The sequence below is a fragment of the Arthrobacter sp. PAMC25564 genome (genome assembly GCF_004798705.1).
Classification (GTDB): domain Bacteria; phylum Actinomycetota; class Actinomycetes; order Actinomycetales; family Micrococcaceae; genus Arthrobacter.
This window is the reverse complement of sequence record NZ_CP039290.1, coordinates 537,318-554,173: the sequence shown is the minus strand read 5'-3', so window position 1 is coordinate 554,173 and position 16,856 is coordinate 537,318. Positions and strand designations below refer to the sequence as shown.

The 16,856-nt window shown below is 68.1% G+C and carries 16 protein-coding genes; 5 read left to right on the top strand and 11 right to left on the bottom strand.

Annotated features, from left to right (window positions below; translation table 11 throughout):
• Nucleotides 1-164: 164 nt before the first annotated feature.
• Genes E5206_RS02525 through E5206_RS02495 form a run of 7 tightly spaced genes read right to left on the bottom strand, consistent with a single transcriptional unit; the run spans nt 165 to nt 7,635 of the window.
• Nucleotides 165-1,589, bottom strand: a complete 1,425-nt coding sequence (locus tag E5206_RS02525) for an NtaA/DmoA family FMN-dependent monooxygenase (protein ID WP_136321120.1) — start codon at nt 1,587-1,589, stop codon at nt 165-167.
• 10 nt (nt 1,590-1,599) lie between these two features.
• Nucleotides 1,600-2,751: an LLM class flavin-dependent oxidoreductase gene (locus E5206_RS02520; protein ID WP_136321119.1), complete on the bottom strand. Its 1,152-nt coding sequence runs from the start codon at nt 2,749-2,751 to the stop codon at nt 1,600-1,602.
• Complete coding sequence (locus E5206_RS02515) at nt 2,748-3,617, bottom strand: DUF1684 domain-containing protein (protein WP_136321118.1); 870 nt, start codon at nt 3,615-3,617, stop codon at nt 2,748-2,750. Before E5206_RS02515 ends, E5206_RS02520 begins: the two co-directional genes overlap by 4 nt.
• Nucleotides 3,601-4,773, bottom strand: coding sequence for an LLM class flavin-dependent oxidoreductase (locus tag E5206_RS02510; protein ID WP_136321117.1), 1,173 nt, complete (start codon nt 4,771-4,773; stop codon nt 3,601-3,603). The genes E5206_RS02515 and E5206_RS02510 overlap by 17 nt, the downstream gene beginning before the upstream one ends.
• On the bottom strand, nt 4,770-5,792 hold the full coding sequence (locus E5206_RS02505) for an ABC transporter substrate-binding protein (RefSeq protein ID WP_136321116.1): 1,023 nt from the start codon (nt 5,790-5,792) through the stop codon (nt 4,770-4,772). The genes E5206_RS02510 and E5206_RS02505 overlap by 4 nt, the downstream gene beginning before the upstream one ends.
• A gap of 11 nt (nt 5,793-5,803) precedes the next feature.
• The gene (locus E5206_RS02500; protein WP_136321115.1) at nt 5,804-6,622 is read right to left on the bottom strand and encodes an amino acid ABC transporter ATP-binding protein; all 819 of its coding nucleotides are present in this window, start codon (nt 6,620-6,622) and stop codon (nt 5,804-5,806) included.
• Nucleotides 6,619-7,635 carry an amino acid ABC transporter permease gene (locus E5206_RS02495; protein ID WP_136321114.1) on the bottom strand — a complete coding sequence of 339 codons (1,017 nt, stop codon included), beginning with the start codon at nt 7,633-7,635 and terminating at the stop codon, nt 6,619-6,621. Before E5206_RS02495 ends, E5206_RS02500 begins: the two co-directional genes overlap by 4 nt.
• A 260-nt stretch (nt 7,636-7,895) precedes the next feature.
• On the opposite strand from E5206_RS02495, the gene E5206_RS02490 reads away from it, so the two are divergent.
• The 3 genes from E5206_RS02490 to E5206_RS02480 all read left to right on the top strand — a co-directional run bounded on the left by E5206_RS02490 (nt 7,896) and on the right by E5206_RS02480 (nt 11,099).
• Nucleotides 7,896-9,842: an FAD/NAD(P)-binding protein gene (locus E5206_RS02490; RefSeq protein WP_136321113.1), complete on the top strand. Its 1,947-nt coding sequence runs from the start codon at nt 7,896-7,898 to the stop codon at nt 9,840-9,842.
• A 2-nt stretch (nt 9,843-9,844) separates the two neighbouring features.
• Nucleotides 9,845-10,459 carry a GNAT family N-acetyltransferase gene (locus E5206_RS02485; RefSeq protein WP_136321112.1) on the top strand — a complete coding sequence of 205 codons (615 nt, stop codon included), beginning with the start codon at nt 9,845-9,847 and terminating at the stop codon, nt 10,457-10,459.
• 82 nt (nt 10,460-10,541) lie between these two features.
• A complete protein-coding gene (locus tag E5206_RS02480) occupies nt 10,542-11,099 on the top strand; it encodes a LacI family DNA-binding transcriptional regulator (RefSeq protein WP_136321111.1) in 558 nt (185 codons plus the stop codon).
• On the opposite strand, the gene E5206_RS02475 is transcribed toward E5206_RS02480, so the two are convergent.
• The gene (locus E5206_RS02475; protein ID WP_136321110.1) at nt 11,096-12,133 is read right to left on the bottom strand and encodes a bile acid:sodium symporter family protein; all 1,038 of its coding nucleotides are present in this window, start codon (nt 12,131-12,133) and stop codon (nt 11,096-11,098) included. The two genes, E5206_RS02480 and E5206_RS02475, sit on opposite strands and share 4 nt — an antisense overlap.
• 205 nt (nt 12,134-12,338) lie before the next feature.
• On the bottom strand, nt 12,339-14,006 hold the full coding sequence (locus E5206_RS02470) for an MFS transporter (protein WP_136321109.1): 1,668 nt from the start codon (nt 14,004-14,006) through the stop codon (nt 12,339-12,341).
• A gap of 176 nt (nt 14,007-14,182) precedes the next feature.
• On the opposite strand from E5206_RS02470, the gene E5206_RS02465 reads away from it, so the two are divergent.
• Nucleotides 14,183-14,770 carry a TetR/AcrR family transcriptional regulator gene (locus tag E5206_RS02465; RefSeq protein WP_136321108.1) on the top strand — a complete coding sequence of 196 codons (588 nt, stop codon included), beginning with the start codon at nt 14,183-14,185 and terminating at the stop codon, nt 14,768-14,770.
• Here the strand turns inward: E5206_RS02465 and E5206_RS02460 are convergent.
• Nucleotides 14,760-15,941, bottom strand: a complete 1,182-nt coding sequence (locus E5206_RS02460; RefSeq protein ID WP_136321107.1) for an FAD-dependent oxidoreductase — start codon at nt 15,939-15,941, stop codon at nt 14,760-14,762. The genes E5206_RS02465 and E5206_RS02460 overlap by 11 nt on opposite strands.
• Nucleotides 15,942-15,943: 2 nt before the next feature.
• Complete coding sequence (locus E5206_RS02455) at nt 15,944-16,132, bottom strand: ferredoxin (RefSeq protein ID WP_136321106.1); 189 nt, start codon at nt 16,130-16,132, stop codon at nt 15,944-15,946.
• Nucleotides 16,133-16,344: 212 nt separating this feature from the next.
• Between E5206_RS02455 and E5206_RS02450 the strand changes: the two genes are divergently transcribed.
• A complete protein-coding gene (locus E5206_RS02450; protein WP_136321105.1) occupies nt 16,345-16,818 on the top strand; it encodes a MarR family transcriptional regulator in 474 nt (157 codons plus the stop codon).
• Nucleotides 16,819-16,856: the final 38 nt, after the last annotated feature.

Sequence of the window (16,856 nt, the reverse complement as noted above, 5' to 3'; positions counted from 1 at the left end):
GCCCTTCCGGGGCGTGAAAAGGGCGGGTGCGGAGCAATCGATGTGGGTTAGAGGTTCTGCTGCCAGATCGTCAACTGCAGCCTGATGGTGTCGGCGCTGTTGTTGCTCCGGGGGCCATTGCCGCTGCTTACGCCGGCGGTGCCGGACTCTGCCGCGCCCATTGCCTAGACCCGCACTGCGTTGGCAACGGCTTCGGCCGCGGCGACGGGGCGGACAGGGGTGGCCAGTCCGAGGTTTTCCCGCAGCGTGGTGCCGGCGTATTCACTCGGGTACACGCCGCGTTCCTGCAGGGCGGGCACCAGATGGTTGACGATGTCATCCAGGCCGCTCGGGATGAGCCAGGGCGAAATGTTGAACCCGTCGACGGCGCCGGTGCGGGCATACTCCGCGAGGCGGTCCGCCACCTCGGCGTAGGAGCCGGTGAAGGTGGAGTCCCCGCGGGAGGTCTTCGCGGAGACGAACTGGCGGATGGACAGGCCCTTCTCCTTGGCCTCGGCCCGCCACTGGTCCGCGAGCTGCCGGGCCTTGGCGCCGTGGAAGCCGCTGCCGCGGGTTTCGGACGTTTCCTCCACTACGGGGTCGATCTCCGGAAGCGGCCCGTCAGGATCAAAGCCCTGCAGTTCGCGGCCCCAGAACTGCTCCAGATAGGCAATGGCCTGCTGCGGGCCGATCTGCAGCTCACGGACCCAGGCCTTCTTCTCGAGCGCCTCCTCCGGTGTGGCGGCCAGGATGAACTCGCTGGCGGGCATGATCTTGACGTCGTTGGCTCCCCGGCCGGCCTTGAGCGTGCGCTCGACGATGTCGCGGCGGAACTGCAGCGCGTCCTCAAGCTGCGGGTGGGCCGAGAAGATGACGTCCGCCTGACGTGCGGCGAAGTCACGGCCGTCCGGGGAGTCCCCGGCCTGGAACAGGACCGGCCGGTACTGGGCGCTGCGCGGCAGCCCCGGGGTGACATCCACGGTGTAGTGCCGGCCGGTGTGGTGCACCCGGCGGACGGCACCGGGGGCGGCCCAGCGGTCCGCCGACGGCGAGGAGGCGACGGCGTCCTCGTCCCAGGCATCCCAGATCCGCTTGGCCGTTTGCACGAAGGCCTCGGCATGGACGTAACGGTCCGCATGGTCGAGGTAGCCGCCGCGGCGGAAGTTGGCCCCGGTCCAGGCGTTGTCCGTGGTGACGATGTTCCAGGCCGCGCGGCCTCCGGAGATCAGGTCCAGGGAGGAGAGCCGGTGGGCCAGGTCTGCCGGGTCGTTGTACGTGGTGTTCTGGGTGGCCACCAGGCCGATGTGCGAGGTCACGGCGGCCAGGGCGGCCAGGGCGGTCTGTGCATCGGGCCGGCCGGCGACGTCGAGGGCGTGCGGGCGGCCGAGGTGCTCCCGCAGCCGCAGCCCTTCGCCGAGGAAGAACGCGGAGAACAGCCCGCGCTCGGCGGTCTGGGCGAGGCGCCGGAATGATTCGAAGTCCGTCTGGGAACCGGACTCAGCGGATTTCCAGATGGTTCCCGAGTTGACGCCCTGGAAGAAGACGCCCAGGCTGAGCTGCCCGGAGGGCGTGGATTCCCGGGCCGGATTCGGGTACGGATTGTGGCTCACGGTTCTCTCCTTAGTTTCCTGCGGCGGGTGTGGCGGCGTGGCGGCTGGCCGGCCGCGCGAGGCCGAGCTGGTCCCGGAACGAGGCGTCCAGGACCACCGGCGCCAGGATTCCGCGGCGGCGCAGTTCGGGAAGCACCAGCCGGGACAGCTCTTCAAGGTCGGTGTCCAGCACGGCCGGGTGCAGCCGGACGCCGTCGGCGACGGCGAGGACCTCGGCCAGCAGCTCGGTCAGCCCGGTGGCGGTGCCAAGGAAGCGTGCCCGCGTGCTGTCCCAGGGTGTGTGCGCGTCCAGTGCGGCGAGCCTTTCGGCGGCAGCCTGCCCCCGGGCGTCCAGGACGACGTCGAGCTCGGCGATCAAGGCCGGCGCAGCGCCCGCGCCGAACGCGGCGAGGGCTTCCCGTGTTTCCGTGAGTTCGGCGGAGAGGAGCTCGGGGGTCGGGGCAGAGACCAGCAGCCCATCAACAGCCCCGGCAACGAGCTCCTCGGGTGCGAGCAGCCCCGCCGGCGCCAGCACGGGAAGCTGGCCCTGGAGCGGCCGCGGGACGATTGACGGACCCTTCACGGCGTAGTTCCCGCCCTCGAAATCGCTGTAGTGCAGCTTGTCCACGTCCAGATAGCGCCCGGTGGGGACGTCGCGGATCACCGCGTCGTCCTCCCAGGAGTCCCAGAGACGGCGGCTGACCTCGATGGCGTCCGCGGCTTCCTGCGCCAGCCGGCCCCCGCGCACCGTTTCACGGCCGACGGCGGCGGCGTCGGCGGAGCTGGTCGAGGCGGCGACGAGCCAGCCGGCCCGCCCGCCGGAGACATAGTCCAGGCTGGCGAGCTGGGTGGAGATGTGGAACGGCTCCGTGTAGACAGTATCCACTTCCGGGATCAGGGCGATGGAACGCGTGATGGGTCCGGCAAAGGCGGCGCGCTGCAGGGCGTTGAGCCGCGCAGCGGCATCCGGCCCCTCGGGGAGCCGGCCGTCGGCAATCGTTGCGCCGTGGAATCCGGCGGATTCGGCGGCCAGGATGACGTCGCGGAGACGTGCGGGGGTGAGCACGGCCTCCGGCCGGGAGCGGGAAGCCCGCCATGCCGCCGGGTGGGCTCCGGCGCCGTCGAGCTCCAGCAGCAGGAGAGCGTGCCCCTGCCCGGGGTGGTTCTGGGAAGCTTGGCTCATGACGCGTCCTGACGCTCGTAAGGGATCTTTTCTCCGGCCTCGACGGCCACGGGCAGGCGGTTTTCCGCCGGAGGCAGCGGGCAGGTCGCCAGGTCCGTGTAGGCGCAGGGCAGGTTCACAGCCCGGTTGAAATCGAGCGTGACGGTGCCGTCCGGGCCGGGGGCTGCGATGGTGAGCGAGCGGTTGGCCGCATAGGTGGTCTTGCCCGAGGTCGCGTCGGTGAACAGCACGGACAGGGTTCCGGGGGTGTGGCCGTTGAAGGCGGTCAGGACCAGGTCCTGGCCTGCCAGCCGGAAGTGGAGCTCGCCGGAGGCTTCGTAGACGTGCTGGATGCCTTCGACCGCGGCGCCGACGGTGGTGGGACGTGGTTCGGCGAACGGAAGAAATATGCCCGTAACGGAATATTTAGAGTCCGGTGCGTACGCGGGCGTTCCGCGGTAGCCGGTGAGCAGCGGATTGAGGGGATGCCGCGGCCGCACGACATAGCGGCCGCCGCGTTTGGCGAGCTCGATCACGGTGTGCCCGGCGCCGGCGTCCTCCACGCGCAGGGTGAGCCCGTCGCGCTCGGGAACCGGGCCGAGGAACACGGTGGCTCCGGTGTCGTCGGGGTTCAGGTCCTGCCCGTCCAGGAGGACGTGTTCGCCTGCCCCCAAAACCAGGCGGACGACGTCGTTCTCCACACTCCAGATGCCGGGCGCCCCGTCCAGGCGGGACGGCTCGGCGTCAAGCCAGTGCAGGTGGGTGACGGCGAGGAAGCCGTGCGGCTCCGCCCGGTGGCGTTCGTGCGCGGCGTGCCAGTCTGTCCAGATCGTGGCGAAGGAATCGTAGCTCGCGGCGGGACCGGCAGTGTCAGTGGGCGTAGACATGGGAGCTCCTGTAGCTGTTGTGGTCGGCAGTGACGCGGGCCGCGGCGTCGGGTTCGGTGCCTGACTTGCCGGCGAGGCTGGACTCCGGGCGGCCGGCGAAGGGATCATCCTCGGACCAGAGCGTGGTGGGCGCCGCGGCGCGGAGGGCCGGGATGACCTCAAGCGCGAACCGTTCCAGGATCTCCAGCTGCTGCTCGAACGGCTGCGTGGTCGGAAGGGCGATGGACTGCAGGTCGTGGCCGTAGAGCTCGTGGTAGCTGAGGATCTTGTCAATCACCTGTTCCGGGCTGCCCACCAGGGCAGGGCCTTCGGCGACGGCGTGGTCGATGTCCCGGTAGGGGGAGTTGTTGCCGGGAACGTCGCGGCCCGAGGTGAGGGCCTCGTAGACCGGGCCGAACTGGCGCTTGGCTTCCTGCGTGGTGTCCGCGATGAACACCCCGCCCGCGCCGGAACCGGAGCCCAGGTACTGGTGCCGGGGATCGTGGCCGTGGCGTTCGTATTCTTCGCGGTAGTGGTCAATCAGCACCTTGTAGTTTTCGCGCGGCTGGATCGCGTTGGCGGTGAACAGAGGATCGCCCCATTTGGCGGCAAGCGCCGCGGAGGTCAGGCTCGTCGCCGAGCCGTGCCAGATGCGCGGAGCCCCGGCGAACGGCCGCGGCGTGGTGGTGGTGGGCTCGGTCAGCGCCGGGCGGAACGTCCCGGACCATGTGACGTTCTCCTCGGTCCAGAGCCGCCGCAGCAGGCCGTATTTCTCCGCCAGCAGCGTCCACTGGTCAGCCAGGTCCAGGCCGAAGAGGGGGTACTGCAGCACCTCGTTGCCCTTGCCGATCACCAGCTCGAGCCGGCCGCGGCTGAGCTGGTCGATCGTGGCGTAGTCCTCCGCGACCCGCACCGGGTCCAGCACGGACAGCACGGTTACGCCGCTTTGCAGCCGGATGGTGGACGTCACGGCCGCGATGGCTGCCAGTACCGTGGTGGGGGAGGAGGAAATGAACTCGCCCGCGTGGCGTTCCCCGACGGAGAAGGCGTCGTAGCCAAGTTCCTCGGCTCGGCGGGCCGTCTGGACCACCTGGTTGAGCCGGTCCGCGGTGGAGACAATCTCCCCGGTGACCGGGTTCTTCAGGTGGGGGATGATGTCAAGGACCTGGAACCTCATTTGCCGGTCCCGAAGTTCGCCTCGGTGACGGTCTTGGACTCGGGGAGTGCTTCCTCGGAGAGTCCCCAGCGCTCCAGGACCTTGCCATAGGAGCCGTCCTTGATGACCGCGTTCAGGGCATCGGTGATCACCGGGGCCAGGCCGTTGCCCTTGAGCGTCGTGGCGGCGACGAGGGTCTCGGACGGCCAGCCGGCGTTGACCTTGCCCACGACCTTGAGGTCATCGCGGGTGTTCTCGCGGTAGGAGACCGTGGGGTAGGGGGCGAGGTTGAGGTCGGTGCGGCCCGAGGCAAGAGCCAGGACGGTGTCGGCATCGTTGGAGTAGTACTGCAGCTCCGCGGGGGCCTTGCCCTTGGCCTCGAGCTCCTTGTTCCAGGCGATCAGGATCTTCTCCTGGTTGGTACCGGAGCCGACGGAGACCTTCAGGCCGGAGATGTCATCGGAGCCCTTGATGTTGTAGCTGGAGTTCTTCTTCGCCTCGAAGCCCATGTAGGCGGCGCGGTAGCTGGCGAAGTCGAACAGCTTCACCCGGGCGGCATTGATGCCGACGTTGGAGAATACGGCCTCGAAGTCGCCGGACTGGGTCTTCAGCGGCCAGTTCTCCCAGGATGTGATCTGCAGGTCCAGGTCCAGGCCCAGCTTGTCCGCGACGAGCTGGGCCAGGTCCACCTCGACGCCGATGGTTGTTTTGTCATCGGTGGCGTGGAAGGTCAGCGGGATGGAGCCGGCGGTGGTGGCCACGGTCAGCTTGCCGTCCTTGCTGATCAGCGCGGGAACCTTCGCCGCCAGGGCCGTGTCCTTCTCCGCGCGGATCCGGTTCTGGTCCGGTGAGGTGTTGTAGACGACGCCGTTCTTGGCAGCTGTCGCAGTGCCGCTGGACGCGGAACCGGCCGCCGAGGCGCCGGGATCGGAGCAGCCGCTCAGCGCCAGCGTGCCGGAAAGAGTGCCGATGAGGGCGACGACGGGCAGCGCCGCGAGTTTGCGCAGCCGGGCTGGGAGCGGGGTGATGAAAGATGCCATGGGGGAGTTCCTTAGATGTTGAAAGCGGGTTCGATCACCTTGGAGAAGAAACTCCGGGTGCGCTCTTCCTGCGGGTTGGTGAAAATTGCCTGGGGGGTGCCCTGTTCGACGATCTGGCCCTGGTCCATGAAGACCACGGTGTCCGCGACGTCCCGGGCGAAGCCCATCTCGTGTGTGACGATGATCAGCGTGGTGCCGGACTTGGCGAGCTCGCGGATGACGTCCAAGACCTCGTTGACCAGTTCCGGGTCCAGCGCCGAGGTGGGCTCGTCGAAGAGCAGGATCTTGGGGTCCAGCGCCAGCGCGCGGGCGATCGCGACGCGCTGCTGCTGGCCGCCGGAGAGCTGCCGGGGGTAGGCGCCGGCCCGGTCCTTCAGGCCCACGCGGTCCAGCAGTTCAAGGCCGCGTTCCCGGGCTTCGGCCTTCGAGAGCCGGGGCTTTCCGGAACGCGGCGCGACGACGGGTGCCTCCACCACGTTTTCCAGCGCCGTGAGGTGCGGGAACAGGTTGAAGTTCTGGAACACCATGCCGATTTCGGTGCGCTGCTTCAGGATGTCCTTTTCGCGCAGCTCGTGGAGTTTGCTGCCGCGGATCTCGTAGCCCACGAGCGTGCCGTCGATGGCGATGAAGCCGCCGTCGAGCTTTTCCAGGTGGTTGATGGTGCGCAGGAGGGTGGACTTGCCGGAACCGGAGGGACCGACGATGACTGCCACGCCGCCGGGCTCGACGGTCAGCGTGACGCCCTTGAGGACTTCGACTGCCCCGAAGGACTTGCGGACCTTGGTGATTTCCACGAGGCCGCGGGTGGCTTCCGTGACTGCGGTGCTCATCGGAGTCCCTTCACTCGGGTGTCGGTGGCGTGGGTGGACAGGAACTTCCGGACCTTCTGCAGCGGTGTCAGCGGCAGCGTGCGGACGGCGCCCCTGGAGTAGTGCCGCTCGATGTAGTACTGGAAGATGCTCAGGACCGAGGTGATCGCGACGTACCAAAGCGTGGCCACGAGCAGCAGCGGCAACACCTGCTGGGTGCGGTTGTAGATGACCTGGACGGTGTAGAACAGCTCGGAGTAGGCCAGCACATAGACGATCGAGGTGCCCTTGACCAGACCGATCACTTCATTGAAGGCCGTTGGCAGGATGGCCCGCATGGCCTGGGGCAGGACGATCCGGGTGGAGCGACGCCAAGCCGGGATGCCGAGTGCCGCGGCGGCCTCCAGTTGGCCCTGGTCCACGGAGAGGATGCCGCCCCGGATGATTTCGGCGGAGTAGGCCGCCTGGTTGAGGGTCAGGCCGAGCACCGCCGCTGCGAACTGGCTGATCAGTGTGGTGGTCTGCACCTCGAAGAACCGGATGTCCGTGAAGGGGATGCCTAAGCTGACCTTCTCGTACAGGTAGCCCAGGTTGTACCAGAGCAGCATCTGTACCAGCAGCGGGGTGGAGCGGAAGATCCAGGAGAACGTCCAGGACACGGAGAGCAGCAGAGGGGACGCGGACAGGCGCATCAGGGCCAGGATGAAACCCAGGATGAAGCCGAGGGCTCCGGAGATCGCGGTCAGCTTGAGCGTCTCCAGCAGGCCGTTGAGGATCGACTTGGCGGTGAACCACTGCGCGACGACGCCCCATTCCCAGCGCGGGTTCGTGGCGAGGGACCAGGCGATGCCTAGGACGCCGAGGGCCACCAGGACGGTGCCTACCCAGCGCCACGGGTGGCGGGCCGTGATCACGCGGTAGTCGGCGTAGTCGGTCGCCGGCCCGCGGGACTCCGGTGCGGTCCCGGTGCCGACGGGACCGGCGCCGTCGTCCCCTGGCAGGGTCTGCGCCATCGTGGTTACTGTCGAACTCATGCGCCACCTCGCTTCTTCCGGTTGGTTTGTGGGGTTCAGATTGGTGCAAATCTAGGGGCGCCCGGATGGCGCGGCAAGGCGGGAAGTTGCATTCGTTCACGGGGGCTCTCGCGGCGTCATGAGTCGTTTTCTTGCCCCGTCTTACGCGCGGTGACGCGGGGTGAACAGCCGTGAACGGCGCCTCGACCGGGGCCCTGGCCGGTGCCTAGCATGGGGCCCTGAACCACCCGAATTATGTGCCGTCCTGATCAGGAGTCCCCATGCCAGCGAATCCACCAGCCGTTGTCTTTGTCGGCGGGGGTCCCCGCGCTGCCGGAATCCTGGAGCGTCTCGCCGCCAACCGGCCGGAACTCTTCGAGGGACCGCTGGACGTCCACGTGGTCGAGCCGCACGAGCCCGGCTCCGGGCGGATCTGGCGCTACGGGCAGGACCCTGGCCTGATGCTCAATTCGGCCGCCGCGGACGTCACAATGTTCACCGACTCCTCCGTGCAGTGCGAAGGCCCTGCCTCGGACGGTCCCGGGCTGTCCGAGTGGGCCTCCGGTGTGCTGGATGGCTCCATCACGGATGTGCAGGAGCTGCCGGCGGAACTCGTCCGTCAGTTGCGGTCCCTGACCGGGGCCACGTTTCCCACCCGACAGCTGCAGAGCAAGTACCTGGAATGGTTCTTCCGCCGCGCGGTCGCCGCCCTCGGAACCGCCGTCACCGTCACGGTTCACCGGGACTGGGCCATAGGCATCGAGGCAGGCAATGAGCCCGACGCCGGTGCGTACCTCGTTCGGCTGGCCGGCGGCGCAGTGCTGCGGGCCGACGTCGTGGTCACCGCCCTGGGGCACACTGATTCGCTGCCGGACGCGGCGTCCGCTGCCTGGGGCGACTTCGCCGCCCGCCACGGCGGGTATCACGCGGCACCCAGCTACACCACCGACGTCGACTACTCACCAATCGCGCCCGGGCAGGACGTGATCGTCTCCGGCATGGGCCTGGCGTTCGTTGACCTGCTGGTCCTGCTGATGGAGGGCCGGGGCGGACGCTTCGAGGAGGCGCCCGACGGCGGCCTGCGGTACCTGCCGTCCGGCGCGGAACCGCGCCTCTGGGCCGGATCGCGGCGCGGCGTGCCCTATCACTCCAAGATCTCCTCCACCCTCCGCGGCGAACCCGTCGGTGCCCCGAGGTTTTTCACGACGGCCGCCGTCGGGGCACTGCTGGCGGTGCACGGCGAGCTCGATTTCCGCAGCCAGCTCTGGCCGCTGATCGCGAAGGACGCCGGCTACGCGTACTACCGCGAGCTCTTCACCGGCCATCCGGAGCGGGTCAGCATCGGCTGGACCGAGTTCGCGGAACGCTTCACAGCGGCTGACTGGTACAGCGCGGAACGGGTCCGGCTCGTAACCGAGTCCGTCCCGGACGGGGAACTGCACCTGGACCTGGAACGGCTGGACCACCCCTTTGCCGGCCGCGGTTTCGCCGGACATGACGAGGTCCAGGCGGCGGTGGCGGCGTACATCGAAAACGACCTCCGGCTGCGGACAGGGCCGGAGCATTCCGAGACGCTGGCCCTCTTCCACGGACTGCTCAGGGTCTACATGGACCTGGGCCGCCTGGTGCCGGCCGAGCGGCTGAACGCCCGCTCCCAGCAGGCAGTGCACGGCTGGTGGCACGGCTTCTTCAGCTTCGTGGACTCCGGGCCGCCGCCGCGCCGGCTGAAGGAGATGCTCGCGATCCACCGCGCCGGACTGCTGGAGTTCATCGGCCCCGGGCTGCAGATCTCGGCCGACGAGGAATCGGGCCGGTTCGTGGCCGGCTCGGCCCGCTCCGGCGTGAGCGTGTCCGCCACGGCGCTGATCGAGGCACGGCTGCCGGCACCCTCCGTGGCGCGGTCCGCGAACCCCCTGCTGCGCCACCTGCACGGCTCGGGTCTCGGGACCGAACAGGAGCTGCTCACCGCGGAAGGCCTGCACGCGACGGGACGTCTGCTGGTATCAAGGGAAAACGAGCTGCTCAGCCCCCTGGGCGAACCCCGCCCCCGGGTGTTCGGCGTCGGCCCTGGCACCTCTGGCTGGGGGGCAGGCGCCTTCGCGCGGCCCGGCATCAATGCCGCACCCTTCCGGGAAAACGATGCCCTCGCACGGCGTGTCCTCAAAGTCCTGGCACAGGACGACAACCACTCGGCGGGGGCGCCCGCCGCCGTTTCTGAAAAGGCCTGACAATGATCCGCCAAACGATTCCAGCAGCCGTGCGCCCTTCGGAACTCACGGTTTTGGACCTGCCCCTGGCCGATCCCCGCGTCCGCCCGCTCCTGGATGAGCTGGCCTGGGAGTACGAGACCCGGTACAGCGGGCTGTTCGGTCCCGGGGCAGCTGCCGAGGAGCTGAGCCGCTACCCGGCGGACGAGTTCGCGGCCCCCGACGGCGCCCTGCTGATCGTGCAGGAGAACGGCGAATCCATTGCCGGCGGGGCATTCCGGCGTCACGGGCCCGCGACCGCCGAGTTCAAGAGGATCTGGACGCACTCGGCCCACCGCCGCCGTGGCCTGGCCCGGTTTGTGCTCGCCGAGCTCGAGGCGTTGGCTGCCGCGCGCGGCTACCGGACTGTGTACCTCACTACCGGCCCGCGGCAGCCCGAAGCCAAGCACCTCTACCTGAACACAGGCTACGAGGCGCAGTTCGACCTCTCTGCAGACCCCGAAACCATCGGCCCGCTGGCCTTCACCAAGGCTCTCGCGGCAAAGAGGGGCCCGGAAAACCCCAACGCGGGGTCACCTGGCGCCCATCACGGGGCCCCGGATGAGCGCCACGTGACCCCGCGATGGGGTGAAGGATAGAGTTCAGACTGGGGGTCTGCCCCAGACAAAATTTTGAGCACCCGCCACGAATCAGCGGCGGAGAAGTACCCGGGAGTCATCAGTGCGGCATGGATCCAGGCCCACCATCCGCGACGTCGCGGAGTCGGCAGGTGTATCACTCACCACCGTCTCCTACGTGCTCTCCGGCCGGCCCGGCGGCACCACCCGGATCAGCCAGCCCACCCAGGACCGCGTCCATGCCGCCGTCCGGGAACTGGGCTACGTGGCCAACCGGGCGGCCCGCGGAATGCGGCGGGGCCGGACGGACCTTGTGGCAGTCGCCGTCGCTGACCTCGAAGACCCCCGGGACCGGGTCCTGGCCGCCGCGGTAGCGCGGCTCCTGCCGCAGCACGGGTACCAGCCGGTCATCCTGCTGGGCGAGGGCTGGCGGCAGTTCATGCTCTCCGGCGGTGCCGACGGCGTGATCCTGGCGGTTCGCGGCGAGGACACCGACGACGTCGAGACCCTCGCGGAACTGGCCCGGCGCGGCGTCGCCCAGCTGGTTTTCTCGGACACCCTGCAGCCCGCGGGTTTCGACGTTTTGGCGGCGGGGACCGCAGCGGAGGAAGACTTCGCGGAGCGCGCCGTCGCTATTCTGATCAGCCGCCTGCGCGCCTAAGCGCCGCGGCTGGGTGCCGGCCTCTCAGCGTCCCGCAGCGGGCGCCGGGCCAGCCAGGCTGCCACGATCGCACCCGAAACGTTGTGCCAGAGCGAGAATACGGCGGACGGCAGGGCGGCCAGCGGGCTGAAGTGGGCGGTGGCCAGCGTGGCGGCCAGGCCCGAGTTCTGCATTCCGACCTCGAAGGCCAATGCCCTGCGGGCCTTGTCGTCGAGGCGGCCCAGCTTCCCGGCGAGGTAGCCCAGGCCCAGGCCGAAGCCGTTGTGGAGCACCACGGCGAGGAAGACGATGCCGCCGGCGGCCACGATCTTGCTGGCGCTTCCGGCCACCACGATCGCCACGATCAGGGAAATCACGACGGCGGAGGCCCACGGCAGTGCCGTCAGCACCCTGGCCACCAGTTTCCTGAGGAACAGCCTGGCCAAAAGGCCTGCGATCACCGGCAGGAGCACGGTCTTGACGATGTCCAGCACCATGCCGCCGGCGTCGATGTCCAGGAAGGAACCGGCCAGGAACAGCACCAGCAGCGGTGTCACAACCGGGGCGATCAGGGTGGAAACGGAGGCGACTGCCACGGAAAGGGCAACGTCGCCCTTGGCCAGGAACGCCATAACGTTGGAAGCCGTGCCGGACGGGGCGCAGCCTACCAGGATCAGGCCCACGGCCAGTTCCGGTTCCAAGTGGAGGCCGACGGCGATCACCCAGCCGGCGCCGGGCATGATGACGTAGTGCGCAACGATGCCCAGGACGACGGCCCAGGGCCGCTTGGCCACGGAGGCGAAGTCCGGCGGCGTCAGGGTCAGGCCCATGCAGAACATGATGATGCCCAGCAGGTACGGAACGCCCGGTGCCAGGGGTTTGAACGCGCCCGGCAGGAGGAAACCGGCCACGCCGGCCAGCACCACCAGGATCGGGAAGACGGTCACCGCGACGCGGGCAATCCTTGCCTCGGCGGCCAGGGCGGGATTGGCCGGAACGCCAGTGTCGGTGCTGGGTTTCAGGAGGGATGTGGGGGATTTAGTTGCCTCAAGCATCCAAGTATGGTTCCACCGCGGCCGGACCGTGGCCAGTTCATGACCGCAGCCCGGAAAAGTATGTCAGATTACTTTCGCCGCTCGCCCGCGTTCCTGCCCGGTTGCTTCGGCCCGGACGCTGAAAAGCCCGGGCGTGTCCTTGGTGGCACGCCGGGCGACCGGTCAGCTACCGGGCAGGAACGCAGGCTCCCGGCCCCGGACCTGACTAGTGTGCCGCGACGGCTCCGGTTTCAGAGGGGTCCCGCAGCGGGTCGACGAAGGCCTCGGCGTCGGGCTGGGTGTCGCGCACCCCGTGCAGGCCGATCAGGGTGAGCAGCGCTGCTGCACCTGCCGCGATGGCACACACGAGGAATGCCTGGGAGAAGCCGTTTCCGAGGGCCAGCAGTGCTATTTCGTGCGCTGCGGAGCCGGGAGCTCCCGGCGGCAGGCTGTTGAGCGCGATGGGGCCGCCGGCCTGGGCGATGGCCGCGGCTGCTCCCGCCTGGTCAGCGGGAAGGCCGGCACCCGGAAGGGCGGCACCCAGCCGGGCTCCGGCCGCGCTCAGGGCCACGGCGCCGGCCAGCACGGGGCCGAGGGCGAAGCCCAGGTCGCGGAGCAGGTTGGTGGTGGCGCTGGCCATGCCGGCCAGGTGCAGCGGGACGGTGTTCAAGGCAATGGCCGTCATCGGGCTGAGCGTCAGGGCGAAGCCGACCCCGATCAGCAGGGCCGGGGCCATGAATGGGGTCATGCTCATGTTGGTGACATCCAGGGCCGAGGCCATCAGCGCACCGATGGTCATCAGGAAGAAGCCAGCGGTCAGCAGCCAGCGGCCTGCGACGCGGGTGAGCAGCCGGGAGATCAGCGGAACCAGGACGAAGGTGGGGCCCTGCAGCAGGAGGAACAGCAGGCCCACGTTGAGCGGGCTCTGGTGCTGGACCGGACCGAGCCACATGCTCAGGGAGAACAGGCTGCCCAGGAATGCGAACATGCCGACGACGGCGACGATGGAGGAGACCGTGAAGCCGCGGTTGAGGAAGAGCCGAAGATCCAGCAGCGGGGACTTGACGCGGGTTTCGATGATGACGAACGCGGCCAGCAGGACGATGCCGGCGACGAAGGCGAAGACGACGTGGGACGCGCCCCAGCCGTCTTCCGGTCCCTGGACCAGGCCGAAGAGGACCAGGATCAGGCCGAGGGCAAAGGTGATCTGGCCCCACCAGTCCGGCTTGCGGCCCTGGGCGGCCTTGTGTTCTGCCGCCACGAGGAGCGCCACGATCACGGTCAGGACGCTGAGGACGGCGACCACGATGTACGCCGCGCGCCATGAGCCAAGGCTGGCCAGAGTGCCGCCGAGCAGCGGAGACAGGGCCGCGCCCACGGACAGGAAGCCTGCCCACATGGCGATGCCCCTGGCCCGCTCACGCGCATTTGTGGTGACGGCCGCGACGAGGGCCAGGGAGGCGGGGAAGATGGCTCCCGCGCCGAGCCCGTTCAGGGCCGAACCGATCCACATTCCCTCAATGCTGGCGGACAGGGCGCAGACCAGAGATCCGATAACCAGCAGCGCGGAGCCGCCGATGACGAGCTTCTTGTGGCCGAGCTTGTCGCCCAGCAGGCCGAAGGTCAGCTCGAACACGACCACGGGGATCATGAAGGCTGCCGTGATCCAGGTCAGCTGTGACCCCACGGTGTTGAACGTCTGCTGGAACACCCCGTTGAGGGATCCTGGCAGCGCGTTGGCGATCTGCGCGATCATGACGGCGACGGCGGCAGCGGCGAGGGTGCCCTTTACACGGAGGGGCGCGAGTGATGCCGCCGCTGCCAGTGCAGATGGAGGAGGTGCCTGCTGCGGCGGGTAGGTCTGGAGTGGAACGGTCCCGGAATCGTGACTCATGGAAAACTCCTTTGTTCTCTTGCTTAATCGGCGATGAGTTACCGATGTGATGTCTATTACAAAGCTACTGTTCACTAGACATTGCGTCAAGTGAGTTATCAGTATGATGGCAGGTGGGGCATGAGCCGCGTACCGTCCCGCCAGATGGGGGAGCGCACCTGCATTACGCTGGCCTTGTGGCAAGCATTAGAGAAGCTCAGAAACAGATGACCCGCCGGCTGTTGCTCGAGAAGGCCCTGGAGCTCTTCGAACGGAAGGGGTACGCGGCAACGACCGTCGATGACATTGCCGCCGGTGTCGGGACCACCAGGGCCACCTTCTACGCGCATTTCCCCTCCAAGGGGCAGCTCATGCAGTCGCTTGTCACCCGCTCCAATGAGATGCTCACGGCGGCGGATGCGCCGTCCTTGCAGTCGGTGGTGGAGTCAGGCGACCGTGGGCAGATCAGGGTGTGGCTGGAGCGAAAGTTCGAGCAATGGGCCGAAATCCGCCCCTATGTCACTGCTGCGCATCAGGCTGCCGCGAGTGAACCTGAAATTCAGGCGGCCCTGGATGAGTGGTTCGACGGCGCCATCGATGAGATGCAGGCCGGATTGGACCGGGCCGGGCGGTTCGAGCCGGCCAGTCGACGCGTCCGCTGCTCGCTCGCCTTCGGCGACCTGGAGTTCATTTCGCGGCGGTGGATGCGGCTCGGCTGGACCGTGGACCGCGACATCTCGCTGGACCTGATGGTTGACACCTGGTGCTTCCTGCTCACCGATTAGTCAGCGGGGGCGCCGCTGCCGGGGCGGTGTTGCTGAGCCGGCGCAGCTTGGGAATGGGGATCCGGTAATTGATCGCCACCGCGGTGCCCGAACCGTCCTCGTGGGACCAGCGCATGAGGGCCGGGCCGTCATGAGGATTGCCTTCGACGAATCCTGGCGGGCCTGCCAGGGGAAGGAAGCCGCTCGCCTTCAGATTGAGGCCGAACTGTTCGGTCCAGAAGTACGGCTGGAAGTCGAGCTCCGGGGCGTCATCGCCCTGGACCAGTGCCAGCGCCCCGACCTTGCTCTGCTCGATGGCGCTCGTCCACAGCGGGACCCGACGGATGCCATGCCGGGTCGGGAACGCTGCAACATCTCCCGCGGCGACAACGTCGGGCCGAAGCCGCCCGCGGGTGTCGACTTCGAGCCTTCCGTTGCTCAGGAGCCCGCTGGTCGACAGCCACTCAAGGTTGGGTACGTCTCCTACTGCGCTGATCACGAGTTCAGCCTCGATGACCGAACCGTCGGCGAGCAGTACCTGGCGGTGCCCGCCGGCATCGCGCAGTCCGACCGCCCGGGACGACGCGACCTTCAGCCCATCGCGGTGGGCTGAAGCGACGAAGACATCTGACAGGTAAGGACCGAGCTGCTGGACCAGCGGACGGTCGCGCGACACGAGGGTGACCTCGCACCCCGCGGAGAGGCAACCGGAGGCGATCTCCATCCCGAGTGCGCCGCCACCGAGGACAACGACCGAGGGCTTGCTGATGAGCCGTTTCCGGAGGGTGAGCGCGTCCTCGAGGTTGCGCAGCGTCAGCTGCTCCACCTCAGGGCCGTCAAGGTCAGCGTTGCCCAGCCGCCGTGCACGCGAGCCGGTGGCGATGACGACGGCGTCGTACGGAACGTCCGTGCCGTCGTCGAGAATCACGGCCTTCCGGGCGACATCGAGCCGCGAGGCGCTCACGCCAAGGATCTCCTGTGCCCCGTGACCTGAGGGCGGAAGATGATGGGATGTCATCTCCCCGCCGTCCAGGAGCGCGGCTTTGGACAGCGCGGGCCGGCTGTACGGCGCATGGTTCTCGTCGCCCACGATGGTGAGTTCGCCGTCGAAACCGGCGGCCCTCAAGGAATCGCTTGTGGTGAGGCCGGCGATTCCGTTGCCCACAACGACGACACGTTTCAGTGGCTGCATCGTCAGGCCACGCGGAGCGCGGCAACCGGGCAGACGCGGACGGCGGCCTTCGCGGCTTCGAGGTCGCCATTGTCAACGGCCTCGACGTCCAGGACCAGTTCGCCATCGTCGTCCAAATGCATCAGCTGCGGCGCGGCTTCCTCGCACAGGCCGTGGCCTTCACAGCGCGGCCGATCAAGGACAATCTTCATTTCTTCCTCCGGGTGTGTCCAGGGTGTGGCTACGTTGCCAGCCCCGTCCCAAAAGTGTGACAGCGGCCATATAGTTCGGCAAATGAATATTGATTATCCGTTAAATGCATCAGATGAATTATTGAACGCGGCAGGCACTGTTCCGCCGGCCAGTCCCGTCATCGCGGCGGTGACCCCGGAAGCCCTCCCGGCCCCGCGCCTATGCTTATGGAATGGAAAGTGTTGAAGCAAGCACAACGCCGGCACAAGCCATGGACCACCGGGCCCTGGCCGTGGCGCTGCTCGACATCTCCTCCGATGTCCGCCGGAAATCCCACAACGATACGGGAGTCCGGCCACTGTCAAACGGTGTGCTCGAAATCCTCCGGGTCATCGAAAGCCATCCGGGGATCACCGTCGCCGAGGTCGCCTCCCGCCTGGGCCGGCAATTCAGCAATGTCAGCGTGCAGTTGCGCGAGCTCGTGGCCGGAAATCTTGTCACCCGTACGCGCGACGCGGCTGACAAGCGTTATGTCGCCCTGCATCCGACGGCGGAGTCCCAGCGCATCAAAGCGCTGCTCGAGGGCGCGTGGGCGGAAGCGCTGGCCTCCGCGAGTTCCCGTCTGTTGCCGGCGGAACGCGAGCAAATAGCCGCCAGCCTACCGGCCCTGCAGCGGCTCGCCGCGGTCCTCGCCGAACCCGAGTAGTCACCCCCGTCACTTCAATTCCGGACGTGATCACTTTC